This window comes from Pseudomonas sp. H1_F01 (genome assembly GCF_054681425.1).
Genome location: NZ_CP162823.1, coordinates 2,197,317 through 2,219,449 on the forward strand (window position 1 = coordinate 2,197,317; position 22,133 = coordinate 2,219,449).

Genomic DNA, 22,133 nt, shown 5'->3' on the forward strand with positions numbered 1-22,133 from the left:
AACTGAAATACCGTGATTTAAAACTGACCGTTTAAACAGGTATTTATTTTTTGGCGAACGCCAGTGGAGTTGGAAGGGCAGGCGAGGCGGGAAGGTGTGTGTAACCTTTGGGGGCAGTAACGTAATAAGTGCACACAAAAATGCCACTTGTAGTGACATTTTTGTGTACAGGGTGCGGCGGACGCTTAGACGGTCTTGGATTTGGCGATGATGTTACCGGCATGCAGCCCGCATTCTTTCTGCGTGGCTTCTTCCCACCACCAACGGCCTTCGCGCTCGTGCTGGTTTGGCAGCACCGGGCGGGTGCAGGGCTCGCAGCCGATGCTGATGAAACCGCGTTCATGCAGGCTGTTGTAAGGCAGCTCCAGCATGCGGATGTAACCCCAGACTTCTTCGCTGGTCATCTGCGACAGGGGGTTGAACTTGTACAGGGTACGCTCCGGAGTGGAAAACGCCGTGTCGATTTCCAACACCGCCACCTGGCTGCGGGTGCCGGGGCTCTGGTCGCGGCGCTGGCCGGTGGCCCAGGCGCGGACATCGGTCAGTTTGCGCCGCAATGGTTCGATCTTGCGGATGCCGCAGCACTCGCCGTGACCGTCCTTGTAGAAGCTGAACAGGCCTTTTTCCTTCACGAAGGGTTCAAGTTTCGTGTAGTCCGGCGAAACCAGCTCGACGTCGATCTTGTAGTGCTCGCGCACCTGGTCGATGAAACGATAGGTTTCCGGGTGCAGGCGGCCGGTGTCGAGGCTGAACACCTTGACGTTCTTGTTCAGTTTCCAGGCCATGTCCACCAGCACCACGTCTTCGGCGCCGCTGAAGGATATCCACAGCTCGTCGCCGAATTCGGCGAAGGCCAGTTTGAGGATGTCCTGCGGGGACTTGTTGGCATAGGTCGTGGCGAGTTCCACGACGTCAAACGATGGGCTCATCAGGGCGGTTTCCTACAGGTCGGTGGCGCTGGGCGCTCTATATGGGGCTGATGGTAACAAAAGCTGTCGGGGCTGGCGCGTTCCTGTGCGTTGCGCAGGCTTCGACGAATGGCTAGAGTCGGCAAGCCTTTTGTTCGCTCAACCGATAAACATCAGAAAAAATGGGAGTGTCTTGTGGAAATTGCCTGTCTCGACCTGGAAGGTGTACTGGTCCCGGAGATCTGGATCGCCTTCGCTGAAAAAACCGGGATTGACTCCCTCAGGGCAACCACTCGGGACATTCCCGACTACGACGTGCTGATGAAGCAACGGTTGCGCATCCTCGATGAACACGGCCTCAAGCTTTCCGACATCCAGGAAGTCATCGCCACCCTCAAGCCGCTGGACGGCGCCATAGAATTCGTCGACTGGCTGCGTGAGCGCTTCCAGGTGGTGATTCTTTCCGACACGTTCTACGAATTTTCCCAGCCGTTGATGCGCCAGTTGGGCTTCCCGACGTTGCTCTGCCATCGCTTGATTACCGATGACAGCGGGCGGGTGACCGGCTACCAGTTGCGTCAGAAAGATCCCAAGCGCCAGTCGGTCCTGTCCTTCAAGAGCCTGTACTACCGGGTGATCGCGGCGGGGGATTCCTACAACGACACAACGATGCTGGGCGAAGCCGATGCGGGGATTCTGTTCCATGCGCCTGAAAACGTGATCCGTGAATTCCCGCAATTCCCGGCGGTGCACAGCTTTGCCGAGTTGAAGCAGGAATTCCTCAAGGCTTCGAACCGCAGCCTCAACCTGTAAACCCAATCCCCTGTGGGAGCGAGCTTGCTCGCGATAGCGGTGTGTCAGTTAGCACAAAGGCTGCTGACCCAACGCAATCGCGAGCAAGCTCGCTCCCACAAGGTCTTGTGTCAGGCCTGGGGTCTGTTCAGAGGTTCTGCAAGGTTTCCAGCAGCACCTTCACCTTGGTAATCGACTCCTGATACTCGGCCTCCCAATCCGAGTCCGCGACAATCCCGCCGCCGCCCCAGCAGCACACCTGCCCATCCTTGACCAGCAGACTGCGGATGGCGATGGAGCTGTCCATTTCCCCGCGCACGTCCAGATACAGCAACGAGCCGCAATACAGGCCGCGTCGGGTCGGTTCGAGTTCGTCGATGATTTGCATGGCGCGGATTTTCGGCGCGCCAGTGATCGAGCCGCCGGGAAAGCTGCCGGCAATCAGGTCGAGGGCGTCTTTACCCACAGCCAACTCGCCGGTCACGCTGCTGACCAGGTGATGCACGTTCGGGTAGCTTTCCAGGCTGAACAACTCCGGCACCCGTACCGAGCCGATGCGGCACGTGCGGCCCAGGTCGTTGCGCAGCAGGTCGACGATCATCAGGTTTTCCGCCCGGTCCTTGGAGCTGGCCAGCAGCTCGGCGGCGTGGGCCGCGTCTTCGCTGGGTGTTGTGCCGCGGGGCCGGGTGCCCTTGATCGGCCGGGTTTCCACCTGGCCTTCGCTGACCTTGACGAAGCGTTCGGGGGACAGGCTCAGCACCGCGCCGCCATCGGGCAGGCTCTGGAAGCCGGAAAACGGCGTCGGGCACGCCGTCCGCAGCGCCTGGTAAGCGGCCCAGGCATCGCCCTGGCAGGGCGCGCGGAAGCGCTGGGCAAAGTTGACCTGGTAGCAGTCACCCGCCTGGATATACGCCTGGATACGTTCGAAGGCCTGTCGATAGGCTTCGGCGCTGAGGTCGGGGATCATCGCTCCTTCGAGGCTGAAGACGCCAACGGATGTCGCAGTCGGCTGGCTGAACAGCGCGATCAGGCGCTGGCGTTCGCCTTCGCCACAATGAGGGTGGAACACCAATTGGCTGGTGCCGGCCTGGTGATCGCTGACCAGCGCCCAGTCGTACACGCCAAAACGCGCGTCGGGCAGTTGCAGGTCGTCCTTGGCGTGGGACGGCAAGGTTTCGAGGTGTCGGCCGAAGTCATAGCTCAAGTAGCCGATCAGGCCGCCGGCAAAGGGCAATTGCACCGTGGTCGGTAGTTCCGCGTCACCTAGCTGCGTCAGTTGAATGCGCAGGCGTTGCAGGAAATCGCTACCGCTTTCGTCCGGCAACACCGCCAGTTGCGCCAGCGGCCAGGCGCTGAGCAGGTCGTAACGCCCACGTTCGGCACTCGGCCGGCCACTGTCGAGCAGCACGCTGCCAGGGGCATGACGGATCGCCGCGAAATACTCGGCAGGGTTGGCGCGGTAGGGCAGCGGGTGTACGGAGCAGGTTGGCATGGGCGGGGCAGGTCAGCCGTTCAGGCGGGGGAGCGATTGTAATCCCTCTGTAGGATTTGCTCCTAGAGGGATGTCGGAGATGGGCAAGTATGGGGTTATCGAAGATATTTGGGTGTGAACACTCTGTGGCGAGGGGATAAATCCCCTCGCCACAGGGGAGGCAGCCTCAACCCTCAACCGGCGGAATATGCCCAAACAACGCCTGGGCAAACGCCACGCGTTCTTCCACGGTTTCGGTAACGCCGCGGGCCTTGAGTTCTTCCAGGTGGGCTTCCACCGCGTGGGTGCGCAAGGTCAGGCCGCAGTCGTTGGCGATCTGGATGTTCAGGCCTGGCCGTGCGTTCAATTCCAGGATCAACGGGCCTTTTTCCTGGTCCAGCACCATGTCGACGCCGATGTAGCCCAGCCCGCATAGTTCATAGCAACCGGCGGCCAGCTTCATGAAACCGTCCCAGTAGGGCAGTTGCACGCCGTCCACCGCGTTGGTGGTGTCGGGGTGTTTGGTGATGATGTTGTTCAGCCAGGTGCCGCGCAGGGTCAGGCCGGTGGCGAGGTCGACGCCCACGCCGATGGCGCCTTGGTGCAGGTTGGCCTTGCCGCCGGACTGGCGGGTTGGCAAGCGCAGCATGGCCATCACCGGATAGCCCATCAGTACAATGATGCGGATGTCCGGCACGCCTTCGTAGCTGATGCTCTTGAAGATCTGGTCCGGCGTCACGCGGTATTCGATCAGCGCCCGGTCACGGTGCCCACCCAAGGAATACAGGCCGGTGAGGATGCTGGAGACATGGTGCTCGATTTCCTCATGGCTGATGATCTTGCCGGACACCGTGCGATAGCGGCCTTCGAAGCGGTCGGCGATGACGATGATGCCGTCGCCGCCAGCGCCCTGGGCCGGCTTGATCACGAAGTCGGTGCGTCCGCCGATGATCTCGTCGAGCTTGTCGATTTCCTTCTCGGTGGAGATCACCCCGTACAGTTCCGGCACATGAATGCCGGCGGCGATGGCCCGTTCCTTGGTGATGATCTTGTCATCGACGATGGGGTACAGGCTGCGCTTGTTGTACTTGAGCACATAGTCGGCGTTACGCCGGTTGATGCCCATGATGCCCCGGGCTTCCAGGGCCTTCCAGGTCTTCCAGAAGCCGAACATCAGGAGTCTGCCTTGAGGAAGGCCTTGAACCGTACCAGCTCGGTCAGGCGGTAGCCGCGATAACGACCCATGGCCAGCATGAAGCCCACCAGGATCAGCAGGATCGCCGGGAAGGTAAACACGAAGTACACCAGTTCCGGCACGCTCATGATCAGGTGCGCCAGGGACGCGGCGAACAGGGTGCCGATGGCGACTTTCATCGCGTGGCCGGCGCCGCGTTCTTCCCAGGTGATGGACAGGCGTTCGATGGTCATGGTCAGGATCACCATCGGGAACAACGCCACCGACAAGCCGCGCTCCAGGCCCAGCTTATGGCTGAACAGGCTGATGGCGGCGATCAGCACCACCACGAACGTCAGCACCACCGAGAGCCTTGGCAGCATCTGCAGCTTGAGGTGCTCCAGGTACGAACGCAGCGACAGGCCCAGCGTGGTGATCACCGTGAACAGGATGATGCCAAAACCCAGTTGGGTCTCGCGGAAGGCCAGGGCGATCAGCACCGGGGTGAAAGTCCCTAGGGTCTGCAGGCCGATCAGGTTGCGCAGGATCAGGATCACCAGCACGCCGATCGGGATCATCACCATGATCATGAAGGTTTGCTGGGTCTGCAGCGGCAGGCCGTAGAGCGAGTATTCGAGGAAGTTGGCGTCGGTGTTCTCGTCCGTCAGCTTGGCCAGGCGAATGGCGTTCATTTCGCTGTTGTTCATGCTGAAGGTAACGGTGGCTTTCTTGCCGCCATCGACGGTGATCAGGTTTTCATCGCCGGTCCACCACAGCAGGCGGTCGGTGGGCAGGCCCTGTTCGCCGGTGTCCGGGTTGAAATACAGCCAGTCGGTGCCGTTGAAGCTGCGCAGCCACAGCTCAGGTGTCTGCGGCTGCTCGGCCACCAGGCGGATGGTGTGGACCTTTTCCACCGGCACGTGGGCGATGGACAGCACCAGTTCGACGATGCGCGCCTTGTTGGCCGAGGAAGGGTCGCCGGCCAGCAACAGCTTGACGTTGTCGTCGTTGAGGTTGTTGACCCGCTTGATCGCTTCGCTGATGAATGTCTCGACGTCGGCCGAATGCTGGCGGATCGGCGCGAGCAGGGCTTCGGCGGCCAGTTTCTCCGGGCCTTCGACGGCGATGCTGTCGCGGAAGGTCGGGCCCTTGACCTTGGTTTTCTCGGCGCTGTAGCGCTTGGTCAGCACCAGGCGGTAATACAGGGTCTGGTTGCCCTTGGCGCGACGGGCCGACCACGTCACCTTGCGGTTACCGTCGACCCGGTTCACCGCCACGCCGTAATTATTGGAAATGAAACTCTCGTTGAGGCTCACATAGTCGCGGCTCAGCGGTGGCACGAACATCTGGATCTTCACCGGGTCCTTGGCATTGGGCACGAACTCGACCTTGGCGTCGATGTTCCACAAGTCGTCGGTGGCGTCTTCGGTGACCGGAATGCCGAGCACGAAAATCTGATAGGCCGTCACCGACAGGCCCAGCACCACCAGGATGGCGATCAGCATTTTCAGATGGAGGGTAAGGGAGCGCATTGGAATTACTCTGCGGTTTGAGCGGCATTGGCGCAGGCGGGTTTGCCGGCAGCGTATTTAAGACTGGGGTCGACCAGCGCATCGAAGCGCTTGAGCGCCTCGGAACCGATCAGCAACGGGTATTGGAAGGCGCTGCGGTCGGTCAGGTTCACTTCGATGCTGCGCAGGGCCGAGCCCATGCAGATGTCCAGTTCGATGACCGGCCGGGCGGTGTATTTCTTGCCTTCTTCAGGGTCGTAGTCACCGGCGCGGCGCTTGATCTTGCTGACCCGGGCCAGCGGACGTTCGATGGGGTGCGAGTGGGCCGCGTCGATGGCCAGGTAAAAGCGCACCCAGGACTCGCCATTGCGCTTGAAACGCTTGATGTCCCGGGCGCTGAGGGACGCGGTCTTGGCGCCGGTGTCCAGCTTGGCGGCGACCTCCAGGTCGATGCCCTGCAGGGCGGCGTATTCGTTGAGGCCGTACACGGTTTTTTCACCCGCCACGGCAAGCCCCGGCAGGCACATGAAATAAAGAGCAGCGGTGAAGGGCTTGAGTGTCATAGATCCTGGTGCGCAGCGTTCCGTTTATCGGTTCAGGCCCTGGCATTACTGCACAAGCTCCCTGGGCAGCCTTCCCTATAAAAGGAGAGCGGCAAATCGCGCGGCATTCTAGCACGGTGGTTTTCTGACGCCACCGCTGGCCGGACGCTACGACGTATTCAAACGAGCGGTTATGGCGGATGGGCTTATTAGACGATTGTCGACAATGTTGATTTTTTCTTTGACGTTAACGTCGCTATTGGTTAGTTTTTGCCATATTGATTTGAAAGGTGTCGACAATATGCTCGATCAGCTCGAAACCCCGGTGATGGCCCAGGACGATTCGGAGACCCTCTCCGAGAACGTCTTCCGACGTATCCAGGCCGCCATCGTCAAAGGCGAGATCGCCCCCGGCAGCAAGATCTCCGAGCCCGAGCTGGCGCGCACCTACGGCATCAGCCGCGGGCCGCTGCGCGAGGCGATTCATCGCCTGGAAGGCCAGCGCCTGCTGGTGCGTGTGCCTCACGTCGGTGCCCGGGTGGTGTCGCTGAGCCATGCCGAGCTGCTGGAACTCTACGAAATCCGTGAATCCCTCGAAGGCATGGCCTGCCGCCTGGCGGCCGAACGCATGACCCTGGAAGAAATCGACGAGCTGCGCCGGGTGCTGGAAACCCACGAACGCGATGCGGCGTTCCAGGCCGGTGTCGGTTATTACCAGCAGGAAGGCGATTTCGACTTCCATTACCGGATCATCCAGGGCAGCGGCAACCGCACCCTGACGCAAATGCTGTGCGGCGAGCTGTACCAACTGGTGCGCATGTACCGCATCCAGTTTTCCACCACGCCCAACCGTCCGCGCCAGGCCTTTGCCGAGCACCACCGGATTCTAGACGCCATCGCCGACCGTGACGGCGAACTGGCTGAATTATTGATGCGCCGGCACATCGGTGCGTCCAAACGCAACATTGCGCGTCATTTCCAGGACAGCGCCGCCACTGAACGAGGTGAGTCATGAGTTCCAGCAAGAGCACGCCAGGCCAGCGTTTCCGCGATGCGGTCGCCACCGAGCATCCGCTGCAAGTGGTGGGCACGATCAATGCCAACCACGCGCTGCTGGCCAAACGCGCCGGGTTCAAGGCGATCTACCTGTCGGGCGGCGGCGTGGCCGCCGGCTCCCTCGGCGTGCCGGACCTGGGCATCACCGGCCTGGATGACGTGCTGACCGATGTGCGCCGTATCACCGACGTGTGCGACCTGCCGCTGCTGGTGGACGTGGACACCGGGTTCGGTTCCTCGGCGTTCAACGTGGCGCGCACGGTCAAGTCGATGATCAAGTTCGGCGCGGCGGCCATTCATATCGAGGACCAGGTCGGCGCCAAGCGTTGCGGCCATCGTCCGAACAAGGAAATCGTCTCGCAGCAAGAGATGGTCGACCGCATCAAGGCCGCCGTCGATGCCCGTACCGATGACAGCTTCGTGATCATGGCCCGTACCGATGCCCTGGCGGTGGAAGGCTTGGAATCAGCCCTGGACCGCGCCGCGGCCTGTATCGAGGCCGGTGCCGACATGATTTTCCCGGAGGCCATCACCGAGCTTGAGATGTACAAGCTGTTCGCCAGCCGCGTGAAAGCGCCGATCCTGGCCAATATCACCGAATTCGGCGCGACCCCGCTGTACACCACCGAACAGCTGGCCGGTGCCGACGTGTCCCTGGTGCTCTACCCGTTGTCGGCCTTCCGCGCGATGAACAAGGCGGCCGAGAACGTCTACACCGCGATCCGCCGCGACGGCACGCAACAGAATGTCATCGACACCATGCAGACCCGCATGGAGCTTTACGATCGCATCGACTACCACACCTTCGAGCAGAAGCTCGATGCGTTGTTCGCGGCGAAAAAATGAAAAGATCGCAGCCTCGCTTCGCTCGACAGCTCCTCGTAGGAGCTGTCGAGTGCAACGAGGCTGCGATCTTTCCCCATTCTCTACAAATCTAAAAAATGGAGACAGCAAATGGCCGAAGCAAAAGTACTCAGTGGCGCCGGACTCCGCGGCCAGGTGGCCGGGCAGACCGCATTGTCCACCGTAGGCCAGTCGGGCGCCGGCCTGACTTATCGCGGCTACGACGTTCGCGACCTGGCGGCGGATGCGCAATTTGAAGAAGTGGCCTACCTGCTGCTGTACGGCGAGCTGCCGACCCAGGCACAGCTGGACGCCTACACCGGTAAACTGCGCCAGTTGCGGGACTTGCCCCAAGCCTTGAAAGAGGTTTTGGAGCGCATCCCCGCCGACGCCCACCCGATGGACGTCATGCGCACCGGCTGCTCGTTCCTGGGCAACCTGGAACCCGAGGAAGACTTTTCCGAGCAGCACGACAAGACCGACCGCCTGCTGGCCGCGTTCCCGGCGATCATGTGCTACTGGTATCGCTTCAGCCACGAAGGCCAGCGCATCGAGTGTGTGACCGACGAAGTGTCCATCGGCGGCCATTTCCTGCACCTGCTGCACGGCAAGAAGCCGAGCGAGCTGCACGTCAAGGTGATGAACGTTTCGCTGATCCTCTACGCCGAGCACGAATTCAACGCCTCGACCTTCACCGCCCGGGTTTGCGCCTCCACTCTGTCGGATCTGTTCTCCTGCATCACCGCCGCCATCGGCTCGCTGCGCGGCCCGTTGCATGGCGGTGCCAACGAAGCGGCGATGGCAATGATCGAGCGCTTCAGCTCACCGCAGGAGGCCATCGAAGGCACCCTAGGCATGCTGGCGCGCAAGGACAAGATCATGGGCTTCGGTCACGCGATCTATAAGGACAACGACCCGCGCAACGAGGTGATCAAGGGCTGGTCGAAAAAACTCGCCGATGAAGTGGGCGATACGGTGCTGTTCCCGGTCTCCGAAGCCATCGACAAGACCATGTGGGAGCAGAAGAAACTGTTCCCCAACGCCGATTTCTACCATGCCTCGGCGTACCACTTCATGGGCATCCCGACCAAGCTGTTCACGCCGATCTTCGTTTGCTCGCGCCTGACCGGCTGGGCCGCCCACGTGTTCGAACAACGCGCCAACAACCGCATCATCCGACCGAGCGCCGAATACACCGGCGTCGAACAGCGCAAGTTCGTGCCAATCGAACAACGCTGAGCTGGAGGGTTCTAGCCGCAGGAACTGGATACCCCCGAAACCCTGTGGGAGCGAGCTTGCTCGCGATTGCGTACTGACATTCAACTAATGTCGACTGATACACCGCTATCGCGAGCAAGCTCGCTCCCACAGTGGCCAGGGGCGCTTCAAGTCCGGCGCCAACCCTTCTGAAACCACCGTGACCGAGTCCTGACGATGAACACAGAATTTCGCAAACCGCTACCCGGCACTTCGCTGGATTATTTCGACGTTCGCGAGGCCGTGGATGCCATTCGCCCTGGCGCCTACGACGGCCTGCCGTACACCTCCCGCGTGCTGGCGGAGAACCTGGTGCGGCGCTGCGACCCGGCCACGCTGGGCGAGTCGCTGCTGCAACTGATCGAGCGCAAGCGCGACCTGGACTTCCCGTGGTTCCCGGCCCGCGTGGTGTGCCATGACATCCTCGGCCAGACCGCGCTGGTGGACCTGGCTGGTCTGCGCGACGCCATCGCCTTGCAGGGCGGTGACCCGGCGCAGGTCAACCCGGTGGTGCCGACCCAACTGATCGTCGACCACTCCCTGGCGGTGGAAAGCGGTGGTTCCGACCCGCAAGCCTTCGCCAAGAACCGCGCCATCGAAGACCGGCGCAACGAAGACCGCTTCCACTTCATCAACTGGACCAAGAAGGCCTTCAAGAACGTCGACGTGATTCCGCCGGGCAACGGGATCATGCACCAGATCAACCTGGAAAAAATGTCCCCGGTGATCCAGCAGCGTGACGGCGTGGCGTTCCCCGACACTTGCGTGGGCACCGACAGCCACACGCCGCACGTCGATGCCCTGGGCGTGATCGCCATTGGCGTCGGTGGCCTGGAAGCCGAAAGCGTCATGCTCGGCCGCGCCTCGTGGATGCGCCTGCCGGAAATCATCGGCGTCGAGCTGACCGGCAAGCTGCAACCGGGTATCACCGCCACCGACATGGTGCTGGCGCTGACCGAATTTTTGCGCAAGCAAAAAGTCGTCGGTGCCTGGCTGGAGTTTTTCGGCGAAGGCGCCAGTGCCCTGACCTTGGGCGACCGCGCGACCATTTCCAACATGGCCCCGGAATACGGCGCCACGGCGGCGATGTTTTACATCGACCAGCAAACCATCGATTACTTGAAACTCACCGGGCGCGAAGACGACCAGGTGCGACTGGTCGAGACCTACGCCAAGCAAGCAGGCCTGTGGGCTGACAGGCTCAAGGGCGCGCAATACGAGCGGGGCCTGACCTTCGACCTGTCGTCGGTGGTGCGCAACATGGCCGGTCCGAGCAACCCGCACGCCCGTGTCGCGGTGTCGGATCTGGCTGCCAAAGGCATTTCCGGCCAGTGGGACGATGTGCCGGGTCAAATGCCCGACGGCGCGGTGATCATCGCTGCGATCACCAGTTGCACCAACACCAGCAACCCGCGCAACGTGATCGCCGCCGGCCTGCTGGCGCGCAACGCCAACCGCCTGGGCTTGGTGCGCAAGCCGTGGGTCAAGTCGTCCCTGGCGCCGGGTTCGAAAACCGTGGCGCTGTACCTGGATGAAGCGGGCCTGACCAAAGAGCTGGAGCAATTGGGCTTCGGCGTGGTGGCGTTCGCCTGCACCACCTGCAACGGCATGTCCGGCGCGCTGGACCCGGTGATCCAACAGGAAATCATCGACCGCGACCTGTACGCCACCGCCGTGTTGTCGGGCAACCGCAACTTCGACGGGCGTATCCATCCGTACGCCAAGCAGGCGTTCCTCGCCTCGCCGCCGCTGGTGGTCGCTTATGCCATCGCCGGGACCATCCGCTTCGACATCGAGAAGGATGTACTGGGCGTGGTGGACGGTCGGGAAATCCGCCTCAAGGACATCTGGCCGAGCGACGAAGAAATCGATGCGGTGGTCAAGGCCTCGGTGAAACCCGAGCAGTTCCGCCAGGTGTACATCCCGATGTTCGCCATCCAGGAAGACACCGGGCCGAAAGTGACGCCGCTGTACGACTGGCGCCCACAAAGCACCTACATTCGTCGTCCGCCGTATTGGGAAGGCGCGCTGGCCGGTGCGCGGCCGCTCAAGGGTATGCGCCCGCTGGCGGTGCTGCCGGACAACATCACCACCGATCACCTGTCGCCGTCCAACGCCATCATGCTGGACAGCGCCGCGGGTGAATACCTGGCGAAAATGGGCCTGCCGGAAGAAGACTTCAACTCCTACGCGACCCACCGTGGCGACCACCTGACCGCGCAACGCGCCACCTTCGCCAACCCGAAACTGTTCAACGAAATGGTCCAGGAAAACGGCAAGGTCAAGCAGGGCTCCCTGGCTCGGGTCGAGCCGGAAGGCAAGGTCATGCGCATGTGGGAAGCCATCGAGACCTACATGGAACGCAAGCAGCCGCTGATCATCATTGCCGGCGCCGACTACGGCCAGGGATCGTCGCGGGATTGGGCGGCCAAGGGCGTGCGCCTGGCCGGTGTAGAGGCGATCGCCGCCGAGGGTTTCGAGCGCATCCACCGCACCAACCTGGTGGGCATGGGCGTGTTGCCGCTGGAGTTCAAGCCCGGCACCGATCGCAAGACCCTGGGCATCGATGGCAGCGAAATCTATGACGTGATCGGCGAGCGCACCCCGCGTGCGACGCTGACCCTGGTCATCACTCGCAAGAACGGCGAGCGCGTCGAAGTGCCGGTGACCTGCCGCCTCGATACCGCTGAAGAAGTGTCGATCTATGAAGCCGGGGGCGTGCTGCAACGCTTTGCCCAGGACTTCCTTGAATCGGCGGTTGCCGTTTAAACCACAGCTGCGGACACCCAGCGTGTCCGCTTGAGGAGCATCATGGCTCACGCACCGCAAATCAGAATACCCGCTACCTATATGCGTGGCGGCACCAGCAAAGGCGTGTTCTTCAGCCTGCAAGACCTGCCCGAAGCGGCCAGCGTCCCAGGCGCCGCACGGGATGCCCTGTTGCTGCGGGTGATCGGCAGCCCCGACCCGTACGAGAAGCAGATCGATGGCATGGGCGGCGCGACGTCCAGCACCAGCAAGACTGTGATCCTGTCCAAGAGCACCCGGGCCGACCACGATGTCGATTACCTGTTCGGCCAGGTGTCCATCGACAAGCCGTTCGTGGACTGGAGTGGCAACTGCGGCAATCTGTCGGCGGCGGTCGGTTCATTCGCTATCAGCAGTGGTTTGGTGGACGCCGGTCGCATCCCACAGAACGGCATGGCCGTGGTGCGGATCTGGCAGGCCAACATCGGCAAGACCATCATCGCCCATGTGCCGATCACCGACGGCGCGGTGCAGGAAACCGGGGACTTCGAACTCGACGGCGTGACCTTTCCGGCGGCCGAAGTGCAATTGGAATTCATGGACCCGGCCGCCGAGGAAGAGGGCGGTGGCGGCTCGATGTTTCCCACCGGCAATCTGGTGGACGACTTGGAAGTGCCCGGTGTTGGCACCTTCAAGGCGACGCTGATCAACGCCGGGATCCCGACGATTTTCATCAATGCCCGGGACGTTGGTTACACCGGCACCGAATTGCAGGGCGCCATCAATGGCGATCCCAAGGCATTGGCCATGTTCGAAACAATCCGCGCCCACGGCGCCTTGCGCATGGGCTTGATCAAGCACCTGGACGAAGCCGCCCAGCGCCAGCACACACCGAAAGTGGCGTTCGTCGCGCCGCCGGCGGACTACGTTTCATCCAGCGGAAAAGCCGTCGCGGCCGGGGACGTTGACCTGTTGGTGCGGGCGCTGTCCATGGGCAAGCTGCACCACGCCATGATGGGCACCGCAGCGGTGGCCATCGGCACCGCCGCGGCGATTTCTGGCACCGTGGTCAACCTCGCGGCCGGCGGCATCGAACGCAACGCGGTGCGTTTCGGCCACCCGTCCGGCACCCTGCGCGTCGGCGCCGAGGCCAGCCAGGTCAACGGTGAATGGACCGTGAAAAAAGCCATCATGAGCCGCAGCGCGCGGGTGTTGATGGAAGGGTTTGTGCGGGTGCCAGGGCACGCCCTGAGCTGAGTTGAACCCTGTGGGAGCGAGCCTGCTCGCGATGGCGGTGTGTCGGCCGACATCAATGTTGGATGTGCCGGCCTCATCGCGAGCAAGCTCGCTCCCACAGTGGATCTGTGGTGAGCACAGAATCTTCGAACATCCACGATCAACCCTGTGGGAGCGAGCCTGCTCGCGATGGCGGTGTGTCAGCCGACATCAATGTTGGATGGGCTGGCCTCATCGGGAGCAAGCTCGCTCCCACAGGGGACTGCTGTCAGCCTCCGGTCAGTGCGGTGACCACCAGCCCTACATTACTTTCCAGCTCCGCCACCGGATCGGCCCCGTCGGTGCTCAACACCAGCAATTGGCTTCCTCCCTCTGTGATGGCTGCCTTCAGCGCATCCGAGGGCTGGCGATGATGCAGCACCAGCGCGACGTCATTGTCTTTCAACGTCGCGCTCAACTGCTTGAGGGCTTCGTCTGTCCATTCGGCGTCGGGCCGGACATCGGTGCTGATTGCGTCCAGGTTGAGACCGCTGATCAGGTAGCCGAAATGCTCGCTCAAGCTGACCACGCTGAGGTTATCGGCGCTGGCGAGGCGTTTTTCGCTGTCGGCGCTGAGTTTGAGCAGGCGCTGCTTGAGGGCCGCCAGGTTGGCGTCGATCTTCGGTTTGTCCGCCGGGGCCAGGCGCACCAGGTCGGCGGCGATCACGTCGGCCATGCGCCCCAGGTTATGGCTGGCCATCCACGGCTGGCTCGCCAGGCCGTCGGCCATGCCCGGTTGCACGGCGATACCGGGCAGGGCACCGTCCACCGGGCGCGCGGCATCGACTTCGACGATGCGGATATTGCTGCGTCGCGCCATGGGGTACAGCGGATCGTCCGGCCATAGCGAGCGCAGCCCGATTACCCCGTCAGCATCGCTGGCCAGTTTGCTCAAGTCCGGCGCGCCACGGCCGCTGAAGTAGGCGCTCTGCCGGGTGCCGGGCAGATTGGCGGGCGCGGCCCGCTCCAGGCTGACCTCGGTGCCCTTGAGCAAGGCCTCGCCCAATCCGTAGGTGACCGGCAACGATGCCAGCAGACGGACCTTTTCGCTGGCGAATGACGAAGTAACAGCCACGCCGCATAACGCGACGGCCAGGGTCAGTTGTCGCAATGAAAAAACCATTATCCAAGATTCCCTTTGAGGCTGGGGACGACACCGCGGGCGATGGCGCTCAGGGCGAAGGCGATGCCGGCCACCAGGATGATCGCAGCGCCGGACGGGATCGGCAGGTCGAACACAATTGGCGCGAGAATCCCGCACAAGGTGCTGGCGGTGGCGATCAGCACTGAACACCAGAAAAAGCCTTTCAATGATTGGCTGAGCAGGCGTGCCGCCGCAGCCGGAATCACCAGCAACGCGCCCACCAGAATGGCGCCGATGACTTTCACCGCCGCCACGGTGATCAGCGTCACCAGGATCACGAACAAGTAGTCCAGCGTCTTGACCGCCACCCCGCGCACCGCCGCCAGTTGCGGGTTGAAGCTGGCGAGCATGATGCGGTTGTACAGCGGCAAGGCCAGGGCCATCACCAGCGAGCCGACCACCGCCAGCACCAGCAGGTCATTGCCATTGACCGTCAGCACCGAACCAAACAGTACGTTCTCCAGAATGTGCACGTTGATCTTGCCCGCCAGGATCAACAGCAGGCTGGCGCCCAGGGCCAGGGACACCGACAGGAAGACGCCAATCAACGTGTCGGGCGCCAGGCCGGTGCGGTTGCGCAGGTAATTGAGCAGGATGCCGAACAACAGGCAGTAGCCGAACAGGCTGCCGTAAGGCCCGGTGTAGGGTTCGCCGAGCAGGATACCGATGGCCACGCCGGTCAGCGCCGCATGGCCCACCGCCTCGGAGAAAAACGCGAAGCGCTTGACCACCACCAGCGTGCCGAGACCGCCCAGCACCGGGCCGATCAACAACCCGGCCAGCAACGCATTGACCACGAACCCGTAGGCCAGCGCCTCGGGCAGATAACCGGACGAGGCCCAGCCCTGGACCATCAGACGAAAGGCTTCATAACTCATCAGGCAGCGCTCCCGTTCGTGCGCGGATGGGTGGAAAACAGCGTCAGCAGGCGTTCTGGAGTCAAGATCTGGCGGGGCGGGCCGTCGAACAGCATTCGGCGATTCAGGCCTGTGACGCGGTCGGCCAGGCGCCCGACGGCTTCCAGGTCATGTTCGATCCACAGCACGGTGATCCCGGCTTGGCGCCAGTCCTGCAGCAACTGCTCGAACACCTGGATGCCGGCCTCATCCAGGGCCGACATCGGTTCATCCAGCACCAGCAATTGCGGCGAGGGAATCAACCCCTGGGCCAGCAACACCCGCTGGCGCTCACCGCCGGACAGCGCGCCCATGCGCCGCTTGCGCTTGTCCTGCATGCCGACCCGCTCCAGGGCCTGTCCTATGGCGCCGGCGTAATGCTTGCTCAAGCCGAGAAAGGCCGGTCGCCGCTGACACATCGCCGCCATGAAATCGTCCACCGTCATGGGCAGGCCCCGGTCGAACTCCAGCGCCTGGGGCACGTAGCCGATCACACCGGGCTCGCCCGGCCATTGCAGGCTCAGGCGTCCCTGGTGCGGCATCTGCCCCAGCAACGTCTTGATCAGCGAACTCTTGCCGCCACCATTGGGGCCCACCAAGGCATGGATGCTGCCGGGCTCCACCTGAAACGCCACGCTGTCGAGAATGGTGGTGCGGCCCAGGTTCAGGCTGACGTCGGCGAACTCAATCAAGGGGCCGACGCGGTGCAGGGTGAGGGTTTCCTGGACGGTCATGCGCCAGACTCCTGGATGGCCCGGACCACGGTATCGAGGTTGCCGGCCATTTCCTTTTCGTACTTCTCGGGGCTGTAGTCGCCGTAGGAAATGTGCGAGAGCGGGTACAGCTTCACGCCCGATTCACGCTGGATGGTGTCGACGTAGGTGGACGGGAAATCCATCTCCGAGAAGATCACCTTCACGTCCAGCTCGCGCAGTTGGTCGATGGTCTTCTTCAACTGGCTGGGGCTCGGTTCGATGCCATGGGCCGGCTCGACCACGGCGGTCACTTCCAGGCCGAATTCGCGCAACAGGTAGTCGTAGGCGGCATGCACCGTGGCGACCCGCAACTCGGCATTGGGGGCCTGGGTCAGCTTCGCCAGGGCGGCGGCGCGCATCTGCCGCAGGCGCTTGCCATAGGCGCGGGCGTTCTGGGTGTAGGCCTTGGCATTGTCCGGGTCGAGCTTGCCCAACTCCCGGGCGATGTTATTGACCTGAGCAATGGAGGCGCTGATGGACAGGAAAGTGTGCGGGTTCACGACCTTGCCCGCGCCACGGGCCGCCGTGCCGGTGGCGGCCAGCAGGGGCACGTTTTCATTGGCCTCGATCACTTTCACGTTCGGGGTTTCGCTGGCGGCGATCATGCGGTCGGCGAAGTCGTCGTGGCCCACGCCGTTGAGCACGATCACGTCGAGACCGCTGATGCGCTTGATGTCCTCGGCCCGTGGTTCATAGGCATGGGGGTTGAAACCGGCCGGGATCAGCGGCACGACCTCGGCCTTGTCGCCGACGATGTTGGCCACATAGCTGTAATAAGGGTGCAGGGTGATGCCGATGCGCAGGCGCTTGGCTGTTTCGGCGTACGCCTGCGAGGTAAACAGGCAGGCCAGCAGGCCGATCGACAGCAGGCGCAGCAAGGGGCGGCGTTGGGATGCAATAGGCATGGGCAAACGGTCTTCTCTCGAATGAAGGCGTGGGATCAGTGCCGGTGCTGGCGGGTCACGCCGGCATCGAATTGCGCGACGATCTGTTGCCAGCCGGCGGCGGACAAAGCGGCGTCGTCCAGCGCGGTAGGTGTCGCGAGGCCATTGCTGCGGTTGAGCCAGATGTCCGGTGCGGCGTCGGACGCTTCGCCGATGCGCATCAGAAACGAACCTGCGACGGAAGAGTTGGCACTGGCGCCGAAGTAGGCCTGGTCCTGCAGCTGCTGCCAGGCGTGGCCGCCCCGGCTGACAGCGCTGGCGTCCTGTGCGAACGGCGCGAAGCCTTCTTCGGCCAGGGTTTGCGGGCCGGGCAGGGTGGGTTGGTCTTCGCGCAGCAAGCGGATTTCATCCAGGGTCACCCGCAGGTCGGCGTAGATGCCCTGCTCGGCGGCGCTGAGGTCGCGGCGGGCGTCGAGTTGGTTCGAGGCCAGGTGCGTGGTGTCTTCGGCTTTGCCATGCCAGGCCACCACGGACCCGGCGACCAGTACGATGACCAGGCACAGCAGCAACACATACAGGGTTTCATGGCCCGCGCCAGCGGGGCGGATGACTTGAGTCGTGGTGTTGGTCATGGGGCCTCGATGTCGGCTTGGTCGATTTCCACAACGTGGCCGGGGCCGGCGTCGAAGAGCACGTAGAACTCAGCGTCCGGCTTCTTGAAGGTCAGCTTCGAATCGGCGCCGAGCTTGCCCGGGACGAGGATGGTCTCGTCATAGCCGATCACGTCCAGGGTCACTCCGGGCGCGCCGCTGCCGTCGGAAAAACCGCCGGTACATTGGATCTGCTCGGCGTCGATGGCCTTGCATTCGCACATCGGGTTGTGGGCCAGGGCGCTGGTGCTTGCGCCTGCGCAGAACAGCAACGCCAGGCCGTTGGATAAGGCGCGGAGGGTCATGGTTTGGGTCCTTGGTTCTTCAGCCAGGCGACGGTGGCCGGGGAGGCCTGGCTCAGGGGAATGGAGGCCTGGTGCATCGAACCGTCCCAACCCTCGAGGGTTATCCACAGTTCGGCATCGGGCTGGGTCTTTGGCGGGACCGGCAACAAAGCGCTCATGCGATAGGGCGAGCCGAAGAAAATCACCCCAGCGGCCCTTAGGCTGCGAGGTTTGCCGACGCGCAGGTAGGTGGCCTTGACCTCGCCGATACAGCGTTCGCACAGGGCCGCGTTGAAATGTTTCATAGGCCCGGCAGGTCCCTGGACACGTGGGGCTTCGTTGCGAAATTCCGCCAGGCGCAGGCTCCAGGGACCGACCTGGACTTCGCCGACTTCCCGCTCGCCAAGCCCGGCGTCCCCGCGAAACAGTGCGGCTTCGGATAAATATTTGGGCATGAACCCCAGGGGGATCAGCAACAACAGCACGTTGAGGTAGAAGCGCCATTTGTGCCAGAACAGGCTCAGGCGTGACGGTGATGAAGTGGTATTGGCCGGATTCACAGGCTGCCCTCCGACGACTCACGGTGGACCGACGGCTGCAATGCCTGCGCGATGCGGGTTTCACGGGAGGATTTCTGGCTGCGCTTGAGGGCATTGGCGGTGGCCAGGGCCGTGCGTTTGGTCCAGATCAGCAGCCCGCTGAGAACCATCATGCTCAGGACCAAACCGAAGAAAAACCAGATGAGCTTGATCCAGATGCCGCCGAAATCCCCTGTGTGCAACGGACGCATGGATTCGGTAACGAATTCCAGCGTCGTGCGGTCGGACAGCAACCGTGAGGCAGCGACGTCGCCGTTGTAGGGGTTGATGGTGGCGGTCTGGAACATCAGCGGATACCAACCGCGGCCGCCGATTTCCAGATGGCTGTAGGCATTGCCGGGCAGGCTGACGAAACTCGCTTCCAGGCCCGGGATGCGTTGTTGGGCGATTTCAATGGCCCGGTCCAGATTCAATTGCGGCGGAGCAAGACCATCGGCCGACAGCGGAACGCTTTCACGCGCCACCACCGGAATGACTGGCGCACTGGAAATGGAAATCTGATTGTCGGATAGCAAGGCTTCGATCAGGAACCAGGTGCCGGTGATGGAAATCACCGCGATGAACCAGATCGACCAGATGCCGCTGAGCCGATGGAAATCCCCCCAGAAAATCCGTGCGCCGTGGCGGATCCGCAGCGTCGGACGGAAAAAGCCTTTCCAGAAACGCTTGTAGACCACCAGCCCGGTCACCAACGAGGCCAGCAACGGCAGCCCCAACAAGGACACCAGGTACCAGCCCCAGCTGTAGCCATTGGTGAACGGCACCAGCCACCAGCCATGCAGGGCACGGGTAAATCCCCTGAAGTTGAACGTCGGCGCCGAGCCTTGGATGACGCCGCTGTAGGGGTTGACGTAGACCTTGTCGGGGCGTCCGTCGGGGTAGGTCACGCTGACCTCCAGCGCAAAGTGCGACTCGTCCGGGCGGACGATGCCTTGCACCTGGGTTTGCGGCTGGGCGTGCTTGATCGCGGCGATCACCTGGTCATAGCTGAGCAGTTGGGCATCGTCCGAGGGCTTGCTGGCGCGCATCTCGGGGTTGACCAGCCAGACAATCTCCTGGCTGACCACCGCGAGGGTGCCCGTAACGCAAACGATGAGCACGAAAAACCAGATGGGCAATGCCAGCCAGCTATGGACCAGGAACCAGAGTTTGGAGCGGGACTTCTTCGACATGATTGAACGTCTTGATTCGATGAAAGGTTCGGTATTACGGGCTTCGCAATACCGTGAACCGCAAAAAAGCAGACCGTGGCTTTTGCCGACGCGGCCTACTGCATCTAATTAAGACGAACGAGCGATGGAAATCCCGAAGAGGAAGATGAAAGAAAATGTTTCGCGTGGCAGGAGCTGCCGAAGGCTGCGATCTTTTGATCTTTCGCTTGAGACTCAAGTGTCAGGGGAAAGATCGCAGCCTCGTTGCACTCGACAGCTCCTACGGGGCGTAACCCCGCGGGAGCAATGGTACGTCAGCCTTGTTGAAACATCTCCCTGGCCCGTTGCTCGATCTGTTCCTGGCTCAGATCTTCCTTGTGCGTCGCCAGGAACCAGAGATGCCCATAGGGATCTTTCAAGGTGCCGGTACGATCGCCGTAGAACTGGTCCTTGACCTCGGAAATCACTGTGCCACCGGCAGCAATGGCCTGGGCAAAGGCGCTGTCCACGTCCTCGACATATAAATGCAGGCCGACCGATGGCGATTGGTCCGGGTTGCTCAGCGGGCCCTGGTCGCAAGGCGTGCCGAGCATGATCGGAAACCCGTTTATCCGCAGTTCTGCATGCCCGATGCCGCCGTCGGGCATGGCCAGGCGCATGACCTCGGTGGCATTGAAGGCTTTTTTGTAGAAATCGATGGCTTCGGCAGCTTTTTGAATGCCCAGGTAGGGCGTGATGTTGTGGAAACCTTCGGGAATGGCTTTGACGCCCATGACGGTTCTCCTTGTTGTTATGGGAGGCGAAGAGAGTCTTCGTCGGTTTTGCGCCCATCCACTATAGGCCAGCAGCCGTATACAGGCCCTCGGCCCGACGAACGTCTCACGACTATTCCAGCAGATGCGCCCCCGGTCCCTGTTGGCCTAGCACGTCGCCCTGATTGCGCAGCGGGCAAGCCTCCATCGACAGGCATCCGCAGCCGATGCAACCGTTGAGTCGATCGCGCAGCGTCATCAATTGGTTGATGCGCTCGTCCAGGTCCCGGCTCCACTGCGCCGACAAGGTCTGCCAGTCGGCGGCCGTTGGCGCACGGTTGTCCGGCAGGTTTTTCAACGCCTCGCCGATTTCCGCCAAGGGAATGCCCAGGCGCTGGGCAACCTTGATCAGCGCCACGCGGCGCAAGACTGCCCGTGAGTAGCGACGTTGATTGCCCTGGTTGCGCGTGCTTTTGATCAGCCCCTTGGATTCATAGAAGTGCAGGGCCGTGACCGCCACGCCGCTGCGGGCGGCCACTTGGCCAACGGTAAGTTCCTTGTGGACATCGATCTGCGTCATCGCCTCAATTCACTGCTTGACCTCTAGTTAACTTGAGGTTTTACCCTGCACGCGTTCGGATCGCAAGATCCGCCTTACGTGCAGAGGGGACCTTTCATGCAATCACCAAGGAACAATCGCAGTTTCACCCAGTTGATGGAATTCGATATCGAGCCTCAATGGCAGCAGGCGCTGGTAACCGCCTTGTCGGAACAGACCGAGCGCCTGGCTCGGGATCACCAGGGGTTCCTGAGTGCCAGTATCCAGGCCAGCGAGGATGGTCGGCGGGTGCTCAACTATTTGCAGTGGCAAACCCGCGAGGCAGGCGAGGCGGCGCTTCAAAGCTTCGAAAGTGGCGAGCAGGATTTCTGGCGGCTGATCCAGGCTCATCGAGCCAGAGCCGTGACGTTCGGCTCGTTCCAAGTGCTGCGCAACATCGAGCGCAGCCTGGACAACGCGCTGCATTGCCAGTTGGTCGACTGAATGCGGCGGCTGATCCGCAAAGGCAATAGCCACTATCGAGAGGGTTGATTTCTGCGGCGCAGGGCTGGCGGGTAGCCTTTGTTCATCGCCCAACTCCAGAACACCGGACACTTGCCATGAACCGTACCTTTGCTGTTTTGCTGCTGTTGACCGCCACCCTCCTGGGCGGTTGCGCCAGTTCTTCCCCGGAGCTGCGTCCCTACACCGCCGACGAGACCCGCGAACTGGCTCTTGAAGCCTTGAATCGTCGCGGCCTCTCGTTCGATGAGTACCACGCGAAAAAAGCCGAGCTGCTCGGTTCGTCGCAGAAAAACGTGGGTTTCGACGATCAGGGCCAGATGAGTGCCGAGCGGGTCGAGCAACAGCCAGGCCGGTCAAGCTGAGGGACTGTACCGCTTA

Annotated in this window: 23 protein-coding genes; 8 read left to right on the top strand and 15 right to left on the bottom strand. The window is 62.3% G+C overall.

Annotated features, from left to right (window positions below; translation table 11 throughout):
• Window positions 1-185 precede the first annotated feature (185 nt).
• Complete coding sequence (locus tag AB4O09_RS10215) at window positions 186-929, bottom strand: phosphoadenylyl-sulfate reductase (protein ID WP_003204078.1); 744 nt, start codon at window positions 927-929, stop codon at window positions 186-188.
• 174 nt (window positions 930-1,103) lie between these two features.
• Here AB4O09_RS10215 and thrH point away from each other — a divergent pair, with 174 nt between their 5' ends.
• The gene (gene thrH, locus AB4O09_RS10220) at window positions 1,104-1,721 is read left to right on the top strand and encodes a bifunctional phosphoserine phosphatase/homoserine phosphotransferase ThrH (protein ID WP_003204075.1); all 618 of its coding nucleotides are present in this window, start codon (window positions 1,104-1,106) and stop codon (window positions 1,719-1,721) included.
• A 127-nt stretch (window positions 1,722-1,848) separates the two neighbouring features.
• On the opposite strand, the gene pabB is transcribed toward thrH, so the two are convergent.
• The 4 genes from pabB to rloA all read right to left on the bottom strand — a co-directional run bounded on the left by pabB (window position 1,849) and on the right by rloA (window position 6,419).
• On the bottom strand, window positions 1,849-3,192 hold the full coding sequence (pabB, locus tag AB4O09_RS10225; protein ID WP_460108152.1) for an aminodeoxychorismate synthase component I: 1,344 nt from the start codon (window positions 3,190-3,192) through the stop codon (window positions 1,849-1,851).
• A gap of 166 nt (window positions 3,193-3,358) precedes the next feature.
• Window positions 3,359-4,345, bottom strand: a complete 987-nt coding sequence (locus AB4O09_RS10230; protein WP_013693958.1) for an alpha-L-glutamate ligase-like protein — start codon at window positions 4,343-4,345, stop codon at window positions 3,359-3,361.
• Complete coding sequence (gene rloB / locus AB4O09_RS10235) at window positions 4,345-5,877, bottom strand: osmotic stress tolerance membrane protein RloB (RefSeq protein WP_003204068.1); 1,533 nt, start codon at window positions 5,875-5,877, stop codon at window positions 4,345-4,347. The genes AB4O09_RS10230 and rloB overlap by 1 nt, the downstream gene beginning before the upstream one ends.
• Window positions 5,878-5,882: 5 nt before the next feature.
• Window positions 5,883-6,419, bottom strand: coding sequence for a retropepsin-like aspartic peptidase RloA (gene rloA, locus AB4O09_RS10240; protein WP_003204066.1), 537 nt, complete (start codon window positions 6,417-6,419; stop codon window positions 5,883-5,885).
• Window positions 6,420-6,699: 280 nt separating this feature from the next.
• On the opposite strand from rloA, the gene AB4O09_RS10245 reads away from it, so the two are divergent.
• From AB4O09_RS10245 to prpF, 5 genes are all read left to right on the top strand, one after another.
• The gene (locus tag AB4O09_RS10245) at window positions 6,700-7,413 is read left to right on the top strand and encodes a GntR family transcriptional regulator (protein ID WP_003204063.1); all 714 of its coding nucleotides are present in this window, start codon (window positions 6,700-6,702) and stop codon (window positions 7,411-7,413) included.
• The gene (gene prpB, locus AB4O09_RS10250; RefSeq protein WP_003204061.1) at window positions 7,410-8,300 is read left to right on the top strand and encodes a methylisocitrate lyase; all 891 of its coding nucleotides are present in this window, start codon (window positions 7,410-7,412) and stop codon (window positions 8,298-8,300) included. Before AB4O09_RS10245 ends, prpB begins: the two co-directional genes overlap by 4 nt.
• Before the next feature lie 108 nt (window positions 8,301-8,408).
• The gene (gene prpC, locus AB4O09_RS10255; RefSeq protein WP_013693956.1) at window positions 8,409-9,536 is read left to right on the top strand and encodes a bifunctional 2-methylcitrate synthase/citrate synthase; all 1,128 of its coding nucleotides are present in this window, start codon (window positions 8,409-8,411) and stop codon (window positions 9,534-9,536) included.
• Between the two features lie 195 nt (window positions 9,537-9,731).
• Window positions 9,732-12,323, top strand: a complete 2,592-nt coding sequence (acnD, locus tag AB4O09_RS10260; RefSeq protein ID WP_460108154.1) for a Fe/S-dependent 2-methylisocitrate dehydratase AcnD — start codon at window positions 9,732-9,734, stop codon at window positions 12,321-12,323.
• 42 nt (window positions 12,324-12,365) lie between these two features.
• The gene (prpF, locus tag AB4O09_RS10265; RefSeq protein ID WP_027911457.1) at window positions 12,366-13,559 is read left to right on the top strand and encodes a 2-methylaconitate cis-trans isomerase PrpF; all 1,194 of its coding nucleotides are present in this window, start codon (window positions 12,366-12,368) and stop codon (window positions 13,557-13,559) included.
• Window positions 13,560-13,806: 247 nt separating this feature from the next.
• Here prpF and AB4O09_RS10270 read toward each other — a convergent pair whose 3' ends face one another.
• From AB4O09_RS10270 to soxR, 10 genes are all read right to left on the bottom strand, one after another.
• Entirely contained in the window at window positions 13,807-14,700 is an 894-nt protein-coding gene (locus AB4O09_RS10270) for a metal ABC transporter solute-binding protein, Zn/Mn family (protein WP_003204052.1), read from the bottom strand.
• Window positions 14,700-15,599 carry a metal ABC transporter permease gene (locus AB4O09_RS10275; RefSeq protein ID WP_003204050.1) on the bottom strand — a complete coding sequence of 300 codons (900 nt, stop codon included), beginning with the start codon at window positions 15,597-15,599 and terminating at the stop codon, window positions 14,700-14,702. The genes AB4O09_RS10270 and AB4O09_RS10275 overlap by 1 nt, the downstream gene beginning before the upstream one ends.
• The gene (locus AB4O09_RS10280; RefSeq protein WP_003204048.1) at window positions 15,599-16,351 is read right to left on the bottom strand and encodes a metal ABC transporter ATP-binding protein; all 753 of its coding nucleotides are present in this window, start codon (window positions 16,349-16,351) and stop codon (window positions 15,599-15,601) included. Before AB4O09_RS10280 ends, AB4O09_RS10275 begins: the two co-directional genes overlap by 1 nt.
• Window positions 16,348-17,277: a metal ABC transporter substrate-binding protein gene (locus tag AB4O09_RS10285; RefSeq protein WP_028237427.1), complete on the bottom strand. Its 930-nt coding sequence runs from the start codon at window positions 17,275-17,277 to the stop codon at window positions 16,348-16,350. The genes AB4O09_RS10280 and AB4O09_RS10285 overlap by 4 nt, the downstream gene beginning before the upstream one ends.
• Window positions 17,278-17,312: 35 nt before the next feature.
• Window positions 17,313-17,888: a DUF6162 family protein gene (locus tag AB4O09_RS10290; protein ID WP_003204044.1), complete on the bottom strand. Its 576-nt coding sequence runs from the start codon at window positions 17,886-17,888 to the stop codon at window positions 17,313-17,315.
• Window positions 17,885-18,211, bottom strand: coding sequence for a hypothetical protein (locus AB4O09_RS10295; RefSeq protein ID WP_003204043.1), 327 nt, complete (start codon window positions 18,209-18,211; stop codon window positions 17,885-17,887). Before AB4O09_RS10295 ends, AB4O09_RS10290 begins: the two co-directional genes overlap by 4 nt.
• The gene (locus AB4O09_RS10300; protein WP_060614049.1) at window positions 18,208-18,750 is read right to left on the bottom strand and encodes a hypothetical protein; all 543 of its coding nucleotides are present in this window, start codon (window positions 18,748-18,750) and stop codon (window positions 18,208-18,210) included. Before AB4O09_RS10300 ends, AB4O09_RS10295 begins: the two co-directional genes overlap by 4 nt.
• The gene (locus AB4O09_RS10305; RefSeq protein WP_003204039.1) at window positions 18,747-19,961 is read right to left on the bottom strand and encodes a PepSY-associated TM helix domain-containing protein; all 1,215 of its coding nucleotides are present in this window, start codon (window positions 19,959-19,961) and stop codon (window positions 18,747-18,749) included. Before AB4O09_RS10305 ends, AB4O09_RS10300 begins: the two co-directional genes overlap by 4 nt.
• A gap of 293 nt (window positions 19,962-20,254) precedes the next feature.
• On the bottom strand, window positions 20,255-20,713 hold the full coding sequence (locus tag AB4O09_RS10310; protein WP_003204037.1) for a VOC family protein: 459 nt from the start codon (window positions 20,711-20,713) through the stop codon (window positions 20,255-20,257).
• 112 nt (window positions 20,714-20,825) lie between these two features.
• A complete protein-coding gene (gene soxR, locus AB4O09_RS10315) occupies window positions 20,826-21,272 on the bottom strand; it encodes a redox-sensitive transcriptional activator SoxR (RefSeq protein WP_003204035.1) in 447 nt (148 codons plus the stop codon).
• Between the two features lie 96 nt (window positions 21,273-21,368).
• On the opposite strand from soxR, the gene AB4O09_RS10320 reads away from it, so the two are divergent.
• Together AB4O09_RS10320 and AB4O09_RS10325 are read left to right on the top strand one after the other, a co-directional pair.
• Window positions 21,369-21,734: an antibiotic biosynthesis monooxygenase gene (locus AB4O09_RS10320; RefSeq protein ID WP_003204033.1), complete on the top strand. Its 366-nt coding sequence runs from the start codon at window positions 21,369-21,371 to the stop codon at window positions 21,732-21,734.
• 116 nt (window positions 21,735-21,850) lie between these two features.
• Window positions 21,851-22,117 carry a hypothetical protein gene (locus AB4O09_RS10325; protein ID WP_013693953.1) on the top strand — a complete coding sequence of 89 codons (267 nt, stop codon included), beginning with the start codon at window positions 21,851-21,853 and terminating at the stop codon, window positions 22,115-22,117.
• The last annotated feature ends 16 nt before the right edge of the window (window positions 22,118-22,133 follow it).